The following is an 8,090-nucleotide window of genomic DNA, read 5'->3' as shown; positions in this document are numbered from 1 at the left end:
TGTTGCGAGACGAAGGGCAGGACACGGCCGACGCTGCGGTCGGGATGCGGGTGGGTGAACCACCCGTGTCAGCCCGGATGGCCTGTGGATCGAACCGCACGGGCGGTCGGAAGCAGGAACCCGCCGAGACGACTGCGCAAGGAGCCATCCATGCGTAGCGTGGTAGGAATCTCCAGCCTTCAGGCCGGGGAGGATGTCAATTTCCCAGTTTCACCCTCCTCTCTGGCTCAGCTTGGAGCCAATGGCCTCATCGGCAAACCCTTCAACGCCGCCACCCTGGCTGCGGACATCTGTGCTCTGCTGGGCTGGGATCCCTGACTCAACCCTGAACCCGCCCCAAAGACCCCTGGGATCCCACCGATATCCGCCAAATCGCGTAGAAGAAACGTACAAATTGCCTACGCAAATCCTCGATGTTTCTCTGTACTTCCACTGATCTCGAGGCTATGATAGGGGCATGAACGTTAGAAATACGGAGGAAACACAGATGCAAGTCAGTGAAGATCTAACCCTGGACTACCGTACTTACCGCATAGCAGCCCTATTGAGCGAGAGCTTCTCTTTGGGAGCACTGCTGGGAGTATCCCTCAAGTGGCAGAACGATGTCTCCTCCGTGAATGAGCCGCGGCCCAGGGCTTCCCATCTTTCCCTGCAGGACATCGAGCAGCGCTACCTCACCTCTTGGCAAAGATAGTCTTCTCCCTTCAAAAACCATCTCTCAAACAGAACCAGCCATGAATACAAGTCTTGACTCTGTTACTCTGCCCTCCAGCATCCAAGAAATCGTGGAGCAGGTGTTCCGCAGCAGCTTCCTCAGCTTGGGCCAAGAGAACCGCATCAATGAGCTGCTCTTTCAGCGGCGCTACTCTGAGGCTGACCTGGAACTGTTGGACTGCCTAAGCTTGGCGTTGCTGAACCATCAAATTGAGACGGAAAAACGTTCTGCGGCAAAAGCTGCCTGACCCCCAAAATGCATCAAGTTCCTCCAAAGCAAAAGGGGATCCCAGCTGGATCCCCTTATTTGTCCAATCTGAGTCCAGTGACCTAGCTGATCTCCAAGGAAGACCCTGGAAGCGCCCCGGCAAGCATTCCAGAGTTCTTGCAGGATGTGGGGACTAGACCGCAACGGTCTTCTTCACCTGAGCCGCCAAAGCTCCAGAAGCATACTTGGCTGCCATCTCATCCAAGGTAACCACCGGAACTTTGGTGCCATGGCCAGCACAGCCGAAGGCAATGTAGCGCTCAGCACAGACTTTTTGCATTTCCTTAATGGAAGGCTTGAGGAAGTGGCGGGGGTCAAACTCTTTCGGATTCTCGGCCAGAGCGCGGCGCACGGCAGCTGTGATGGCCAGGCGGTTGTCGGTGTCGATGTTTACTTTGCGCACTCCATTTTGGATGCCCCGCTGAATTTCTTCCAGCGGCACACCGTAAGTCTCGGGAATGGAGCCGCCGTATTCGTTGATGATGTCGATCAGCTCCTTGGGCACCGAGGAGGAACCGTGCATCACCAGGTGCGTGTTGGGCAGGCGGCGGTGGATCTCAGCAATGCGCTCCATGTCGAGGATGTCACCAGTGGGCTTCCGGGAGAACTTGTAGGCGCCATGGCTGGTACCAATGGCTACGGCCAGCGCATCCACCTGAGTTCGCTCCACAAAGTCCACCGCTTGGTCGGGGTCGGTGAGGAGTTGGTCATGGCTGAGCGCCTCTTCCGCGCCGTGGCCATCTTCCGCTTCCCCACGGCCCGTTTCCAGGGATCCCAGGCAGCCCAGTTCTCCTTCCACGCTTACCCCAATTGCGTGGGCCACTTTCACCACCTCGGAGGTCACGGCCACGTTGTACTCGTAGCTGGCCGGGGTTTTGGCATCTTCTTTGAGGGATCCATCCATCATGACGCTGGTGAAGCCGTTGCGGATGGCGGAATAGCAGGTAGCCGGGCTATTGCCGTGGTCTTGGTGCATGGCGACGGGGATGTGGGGGTAGGTCTCCACTGCCGCCAGGATCAGGTGCCGCAGAAAGTTCTCGCCCGCATACTTGCGTGCCCCTCGAGAGGCTTGCAGGATAACGGGGCTGTTGGTTTCATGGGCTGCCTGCATGATTGCTTGGATCTGCTCCATGTTGTTGACGTTGAAGGCAGGAATGCCGTAGCCATGTTCGGCGGCATGATCCAGCAGCGTCCGCATTGCAACGAGAGCCATCGGTTACCTCCTGAGGTGCTGACCTAGTGCGTATGAGATTTGCTTACCGTTGATCTTAAGATACTTTTTACGTTTTGGCGGATAAGCCGCCGGGGATCTGCGCATCTTGCCGAGGGATCTTTGCAACCGTTGGCCGTGATGCTCGCGCTCAGACGCAACAGGCGCGCCGACATCTTCAGGTACAGTGGGGAGGGGCAAGACTGCTGGGCGCTTGCATCGAGGATGGATCTGCCCATGCCCGCTCAATTTATCTCTTAGTCTCTCTAATTCTACTGTGGTGTTTTTGTGTTGTTTGCCCGGAGGAATGGGAACGTGCGTTGCAATCGCTGGCCGGTCTTGGGTGCAAAGCCAACAAGGGCTCTGTCCTGCTGGGGCAAAAGGCTGCGCTGGGTGCGAGGAACCGGTTTGGCAATGGCCTGTTGGGCGACGGGCCTTCAGTTGGCAGCTTGGGGGATCCCCGGGCAATCTCCGGATCAGGTGGCGGCCTGGGTGAGGGACAATCCTGTGCTGCGGCCCCGTCCGGGCGAAACCCTGAACATCAACCGAGTGGGGCCGGATGGATCCCGTTTTACGTTCTTGGCTTCGGTGGCTCCGCCGGGACGGATCATCAACCCGCTGGATCGGGAGACGATTCGCTCGGAACGGATGACGTTCTTTCGCCCCCAAGGACTGACAGCAGAGGATCTCTTTCAAGCCATTCGCGATGTCTATGGGCCGGAGATCGCCGCCGATCTGGATCAGGCAGTGGAGGTGATTCGCTACCCATCCCCAGAAGCTCTGGCAGGCAGTCCGGGCTATACCTTGGCCCTTGCCATCCAAGGGGTGGTGCTGCGGGGAAACCAATTTGTGTACTGGCTGGAGCTGACGCAAAACCCCGATGGCCGTGTACAGCAGGGGCAGGTGTGGGTGTTCCAAGAGGAATGGCTACCCAAGGTGGAAGGGGAGTTGGCGGAACGTTTCCCCTTGCAGGTGATGACCCGTTGAGGGGCCCCCAATCTTTATCCCCGAGGAGAAGGGCGCTCAGGGGCGGAGGGAGTTGCTGACATCCAAAGCCGGCAATTCCACCCGTTCTACCTGGGGCCGAAAGCCCAACCAAGGAGTGGCCAACTGGGCAAATCGCTCTGGATCCCCGCTCACACAGAAACGGTGGGGTTCCTCCTGGGCAGCGGTCGAGGGGCGGCGCAAGCCCCACAAGCTCAATTCGCGGGCCAGGGATCCCACCAGCGCCATCCCTGGATCTACCCGTTTGACCGAGGACGGCAGCAAAGGCTTCAGGATTGGATCCAGCAGGGGGTAGTGAGTACAGCCATAGACAAGAGTATCGATCCCCTGTTGCAACAGCGGTTGCAGGTAGCGTTCAGCCGCCTGTCGCAGAGCAGGGCTATCCAGCCATCCGGCTTCAATGAGAGGGACGAACTCAGGGCAGGCCTGCTCCCAACAGTAAACGGGGTACGGAAAACGTTTGGGATCCAGAGCGCTGTACTCTTGAATGGCTCTTGAGTAAGCGCGACTCTTGACCGTGGCCACCGTGGCGAGCACCCCAATACGGGATCCTTGGGCCAGTGCTGCCTGGGCGCCGGGTAGGATCAACCCCAGAACGGGCAGGGCAAACTCCTGCCGCACGTGGTCCAGAGCCAAGGCCGAGCTGGTATTGCAGGCCATCACCACCAGCTTCACCGGCTGCGCCTGCATCCACGTCAGAATTTGCCGCACAAAGGCCAGGATCTCCTCTGGCGAGCGTTCCCCATAGGGCAACCGCGCTGTGTCGCCGAAGTAGATGAGCCGTTCGTGGGGGAGCCGACGGCGCAAAGCTCGCCAAACCGTCAGCCCGCCCAAGCCGCTGTCAAACACCCCAATTGGCCAACTGGGATCCGGATCCGATCCCCACTCCCACCGCATGCTCCATTCTCCTCAACACCTTGGCCTAAGCTGCTGTATCCTACCCTGCTTTCGAGAATCTCGGCGACAGATTCCCTGCCTTCCCTCTGAGATCAACTGGGCCAACTGGATCGTCAATTCGATCAGCTAGAAATCGCAGGAGCCCCGCACTGTACCCGTAGGGTCAGTGCCGGGAGGAACGCGAGGTTACAATAGAACCATGACCCAAGTCCTGACCGTCTCCTGCAAGCTCAAGGTAGCCCAGTCGCAAGCCGCCAAATTGGACGTGACTTTGGAGGCTTTTGGCCAAGCCTTGAATTGGGTCAACCAGAACACGCCGGAGAAGATCGTCAACGCGGTCAAACTGCAATCCCTTTGCTACTACGAGATTCGAGCTCGGTTCGGCTTGTCCAGTAACTTGGCTCAACAGGTGTGCAGACGGGTAGCGGGTTCCCGCAAAGTGGCTAAGCAGAAAAAGCGTCCCGTCAAGGAGTTTAAGAGCGGCTTTGTTACCTACGACGCTCGCATCTTTTCGTTCCGTCAAAAAGACTGGACGGTGTCGCTGACCACGGTGGAAGGGAGAGAACGCTTTGAACTGGCCATTGGCAACTACCAGCGTGGGATGCTGGCTGGTTCCAACCCAAAAGCTGCCACGCTGATCAAGCGCAAAGATGGCTCCTACTACATCCAGATTTGCGTAGAGGAAAAGCCACCCAAGCAACAAGATACCGACAAGGTGATCGGGGTGGACTTGGGGAGGACAGATATTGCCCATACGTCAGAGGGGGACAACTGGAATGGACAGCAGTTGAACAGAGTCCGAGACCACTACTCCCGGTTGAGGGCGGTACTCCAACGCAAAGCCAGTAAGGGCACACGCAGTTCGCGGCGCAGATGCCGTCAACTGTTGCAACGGCTGTCTGGCAAGGAAAGACGCTTTCAAGTGTGGGTCAATCATCGCATCTCCAAAGCTATTGTCTCTAGGGCAAAAGCTACCAACAGCGCTATCGCTCTGGAAGACCTGACAGGGATCCGGGAAAGGGTCAATCAACAGCCACGCAGCAAAACCGAAAGGCGCAGGGCCAACAGTTGGGCGTTCTACCAACTACGTCAGTTTCTGGAGTACAAGGCGAGGGTTGCAGGGGTTTCTCTGATTCTTGTGCCGCCCGCCTACACGTCGCAGACCTGCCACCGGTGTTTGCATATCCATCCCGATCCTGCGCAATCCTACCGCAGTGGGAAGAAGTTTAAGTGTGGGCACTGTGGATGGGAAGGAGATGCGGACTTGAATGGTGCAAACGTAATTGCGCTCTTGGGGGCTGCCGTAAACCGGCCTAGAGGTTCGGGCCTGTTTTGTTCTCTGGTAGAGCAGAGCAGGCTCAGGGCTGCTGAAAGCCCGCTTCGTACCGCTTAGCGGTCGGAGCCGGGTAGTTTACTTAAGGATCAATTGAGAGATCCGATAGACATGAACAAGCTCAGCCAACGGCTAGCGACTGCGCAAGAAAGTCTCAATGCCATCGGCAATGGCCCGCGCCAAAATAGCCTGATATTCGGCAGTAGCCAATTTTCGCCCTTCGGTTGGGTTGGTTACGTATCCCAACTCCAGCAGCACGGAGGGCATACCCACAGGTGTTTCCCGCACCACAAAAAAGCGGGCTCGTCTCACCCCCCGGTCAGCAGCACCGGTGGCCCTGACCAAGCTGCGGTGCAAGATGGCGGCCAGCTCGGCGCTATCGGGTCGCAGGTAATAGGTCTCGATGCCGTGAATGCCGGAGCGATCCAGGGCGTTGGCATGAATGCTCACCAGCAGGGCAGCGTTGGCCTGAACGGCCATATCCACCCGCGGTTGCAGCAGCACTTCCCGGTCATCGGTGCGGGTCATCACCACCCCGTACCCCCGCTCCTGCAGCAGTCGTTGCACCTGGTGGGCAACGGAGAGCACGATGTCCTTCTCCTGGATCCCATCCACCCCGATGGCACCGGGATCCCGTCCCCCGTGGCCGGGGTCGATGGCAATGACCGTCCGGTTCAGAGATTGGGGGGTGGAAGGGGAGGCAGGGCCGGGCGTCTGCGGCTGAGGTATTGGTGGAGGAGCATTCAGAGGTCGCAGCTCCAAGGTAATGCGGCGGGATCCCTGGCCGGGGTTGGGCTCGAAGACATTGAACTCCTCGGCGGGCTGCACCAGAATGCTGACCGTGCGGGCATCTTCCTGGACAAAGCGGATCCGCTCCACCGGCCCTCCAACCGGCAAGCCGGGATCCGGCATAGACTGGGGCAGGCGAGCGGGCGCCACGTTGATGCGGTAGCCACCACTCTCGGGATCCCAGCCGGCCCGGTAGAACATGAATCCATCGGCGCTGATGATCAACCGGTTGCCCTGGAGCTGAACCGATTGCAACGTGGCCAGCGGCCCACTGCTGTTGACAGAGCTGACCTCGGGCAAAAGGCTGGCCTGGGCAGCACCCCCGGCAGGCTGGATCCAGATCCCACCTCGCTGTGGGTCGTAGCGGGCTTCCCAGTCGCCACCGGAGGAATCCACATCCAGCACTACCCGAGCAACGGTGGGCTCAAACTGCCCGATACGCAGCCGCGAAACCCCCAGACGGTTGATGACATAAGCTCGCTGGGTGAGAGCAGGGCTGAGGGTGGTGTTGAGAAAATCCACCACTACCCGATCCGGATCGAGGATGCGCCGCACCGTAGTGGAGGGGCTGCCTTGGGTACGGATGAAAAAGCCTTCTGCTTGCGGGGATACCTCTAAAATTTGATGGCCGGAGCGAGGAGATGGGGTGGGTGCCGGGCGTCGGGGAGGCAGTGTCGGCAAAGGCGGGGACGGCGGGAAGGGATCCCTGGAACCTCCCAATAAGCCGGCAGATGAAGGGGGAGAAGAAGAGAGAGATCCGGCCTGGGTGAATTGAACAGCCCAGCGGGAGGGGCCGGCAGTGAGCAGTTGCAGTTGGTTGAGGCTGAGGGGCTGATCCGGCTGCAGATACAGCACAAAGCGGGTAATGGTATCCGTAAGCTGGCTAATCTGCACAGAGGTGACACGGCCCGCAAAAGTCTGGGTTTGGGGCTCCTGTCCAAAGCGGGTGTTGGGAAAATCCAGCACAACCCGAGGCGGATTCTGCAGCACGAACAGAAAAGGCCGCACCTCGCCCTGGGTGTTAACTTCCAGCCGCCCCTGCTGGGGGTCGTAGTACCAACGCTCAATGCGCGATAAACCTGGGGCTGTAATCGCCTGAGCCTGGACAGATTCCGGGGGAAACAGCCCTGCCCCCGCCAAGCTCAACAGCAGCATCGCCCCCCATATCTGCCTTGACCCCGGCTTGCCGAATTCAGGCATGACCTTCCATCCACTCCCCACACCTGCTGCCCTCAACTATACCAACCTGCCCTCGGAGCAGCCTGAGAAGGAGCGCAATTCCGCTCTTGCTTGCGGGGCCAGAGGATAATGGGCGTATCTTCTCCATCCCACTGCTTGTTCTCCGACGAGGTATCTTGGGATGCCCAGGCCACCGGATCCCCTAGCCCTGGCCCGAGCTGGACACGCCCAGTCAATTGTGCAGGTTGTGCGGACAGAACTGCTGCGGCGTCGCTGGTGTGTCCGGGTAGACTTTGCCGACGAGACCCTGCACATTCACCTCATTGGATCCCCTTATCGGCCTCAGCTCTCCCCCCAAGTTGCCGCCGCCCAACTGTTTCTGATCCTGAAGCAACTGCGGATTCCACGGCTGGATCAAGTGGAGATTTGCGCTTTCCGCGGCTCACGTTTGCTCTGGCGGCAGAGCCTAAAGCTGGGATCCCGGCAGCGTTGGGATCGGTTTTCCTTCGATAACTGGGCAGTCAACGCTTGGGCTTACCCGGCTGCGTTTGCGGTAGCCCTGATGGTGAACAACATAGGCTTGTTGCAGTTGTTGCATTTGCCTGATACATTCACGCTGAACTCTCCTGAACATGGTTCAGGAAAGAAGCGATCGCATCCTGCCTATCTCTGAGCAGGAAGGCGGTATCCCGCAA

General features: G+C 58.9%; 9 protein-coding genes. 6 read left to right on the top strand and 3 right to left on the bottom strand.

What is annotated here, in order from left to right; genetic code table 11:
- The first annotated feature begins 150 nt into the window (after positions 1 to 150).
- From ACVWXZ_RS13995 to ACVWXZ_RS13985, 3 genes are all read left to right on the top strand, one after another.
- Positions 151 to 318, top strand: a complete 168-nt coding sequence (locus tag ACVWXZ_RS13995; RefSeq protein ID WP_457404261.1) for a hypothetical protein — start codon at positions 151 to 153, stop codon at positions 316 to 318.
- Positions 319 to 487: 169 nt separating this feature from the next.
- Positions 488 to 694: a hypothetical protein gene (locus ACVWXZ_RS13990; protein WP_011432020.1), complete on the top strand. Its 207-nt coding sequence runs from the start codon at positions 488 to 490 to the stop codon at positions 692 to 694.
- Between the two features lie 40 nt (positions 695 to 734).
- Positions 735 to 962 (top strand): hypothetical protein, encoded by a 228-nt coding sequence (locus ACVWXZ_RS13985; protein ID WP_011432021.1) that lies wholly within the window; start codon positions 735 to 737, stop codon positions 960 to 962.
- 153 nt (positions 963 to 1,115) lie between these two features.
- Here the strand turns inward: ACVWXZ_RS13985 and fba are convergent, their stop codons facing one another.
- Entirely contained in the window at positions 1,116 to 2,195 is a 1,080-nt protein-coding gene (fba, locus tag ACVWXZ_RS13980) for a class II fructose-bisphosphate aldolase (RefSeq protein WP_011432022.1), read from the bottom strand.
- Between the two features lie 411 nt (positions 2,196 to 2,606).
- Between fba and ACVWXZ_RS13975 the strand changes: the two genes are divergently transcribed.
- Entirely contained in the window at positions 2,607 to 3,179 is a 573-nt protein-coding gene (locus ACVWXZ_RS13975; protein ID WP_457482657.1) for a hypothetical protein, read from the top strand.
- Positions 3,180 to 3,215: 36 nt separating this feature from the next.
- Here the strand turns inward: ACVWXZ_RS13975 and murI are convergent, their stop codons facing one another.
- Positions 3,216 to 4,094 (bottom strand): glutamate racemase, encoded by an 879-nt coding sequence (murI, locus tag ACVWXZ_RS13970; protein ID WP_457404263.1) that lies wholly within the window; start codon positions 4,092 to 4,094, stop codon positions 3,216 to 3,218.
- Between the two features lie 199 nt (positions 4,095 to 4,293).
- Here murI and ACVWXZ_RS13965 point away from each other — a divergent pair, with 199 nt between their 5' ends.
- Complete coding sequence (locus ACVWXZ_RS13965; protein ID WP_457440881.1) at positions 4,294 to 5,487, top strand: RNA-guided endonuclease InsQ/TnpB family protein; 1,194 nt, start codon at positions 4,294 to 4,296, stop codon at positions 5,485 to 5,487.
- A gap of 72 nt (positions 5,488 to 5,559) precedes the next feature.
- On the opposite strand, the gene ACVWXZ_RS13960 is transcribed toward ACVWXZ_RS13965, so the two are convergent.
- Positions 5,560 to 7,371 carry an N-acetylmuramoyl-L-alanine amidase gene (locus ACVWXZ_RS13960; protein WP_457440879.1) on the bottom strand — a complete coding sequence of 604 codons (1,812 nt, stop codon included), beginning with the start codon at positions 7,369 to 7,371 and terminating at the stop codon, positions 5,560 to 5,562.
- Positions 7,372 to 7,576: 205 nt separating this feature from the next.
- Between ACVWXZ_RS13960 and ACVWXZ_RS13955 the strand changes: the two genes are divergently transcribed.
- The gene (locus ACVWXZ_RS13955; protein ID WP_457440877.1) at positions 7,577 to 8,068 is read left to right on the top strand and encodes a hypothetical protein; all 492 of its coding nucleotides are present in this window, start codon (positions 7,577 to 7,579) and stop codon (positions 8,066 to 8,068) included.
- Positions 8,069 to 8,090: the final 22 nt, after the last annotated feature.

This window comes from Thermostichus sp. MS-CIW-38, assembly GCF_054058415.1.
This window is presented reverse-complemented; position numbering and strand designations above follow the sequence as displayed.

What these genes read in the sequence shown, in the direction of transcription:
- ACVWXZ_RS13995 (WP_457404261.1), top strand. Translation starts at nt 151, where the DNA reads ATGCGTAGCGTGGTAGGAATCTCCAGCCTTCAGGCCGGGGAGGATGTC.
- ACVWXZ_RS13990 (WP_011432020.1), top strand. Translation starts at nt 488, where the DNA reads ATGCAAGTCAGTGAAGATCTAACCCTGGACTACCGTACTTACCGCATA.
- ACVWXZ_RS13985 (WP_011432021.1), top strand. Translation starts at nt 735, where the DNA reads ATGAATACAAGTCTTGACTCTGTTACTCTGCCCTCCAGCATCCAAGAA.
- fba (WP_011432022.1), bottom strand. Translation starts at nt 2,195, where the DNA reads ATGGCTCTCGTTGCAATGCGGACGCTGCTGGATCATGCCGCCGAACAT.
- ACVWXZ_RS13975 (WP_457482657.1), top strand. Translation starts at nt 2,607, where the DNA reads ATGGCCTGTTGGGCGACGGGCCTTCAGTTGGCAGCTTGGGGGATCCCC.
- murI (WP_457404263.1), bottom strand. Translation starts at nt 4,094, where the DNA reads ATGCGGTGGGAGTGGGGATCGGATCCGGATCCCAGTTGGCCAATTGGG.
- ACVWXZ_RS13965 (WP_457440881.1), top strand. Translation starts at nt 4,294, where the DNA reads ATGACCCAAGTCCTGACCGTCTCCTGCAAGCTCAAGGTAGCCCAGTCG.
- ACVWXZ_RS13960 (WP_457440879.1), bottom strand. Translation starts at nt 7,371, where the DNA reads ATGCTGCTGTTGAGCTTGGCGGGGGCAGGGCTGTTTCCCCCGGAATCT.
- ACVWXZ_RS13955 (WP_457440877.1), top strand. Translation starts at nt 7,577, where the DNA reads ATGCCCAGGCCACCGGATCCCCTAGCCCTGGCCCGAGCTGGACACGCC.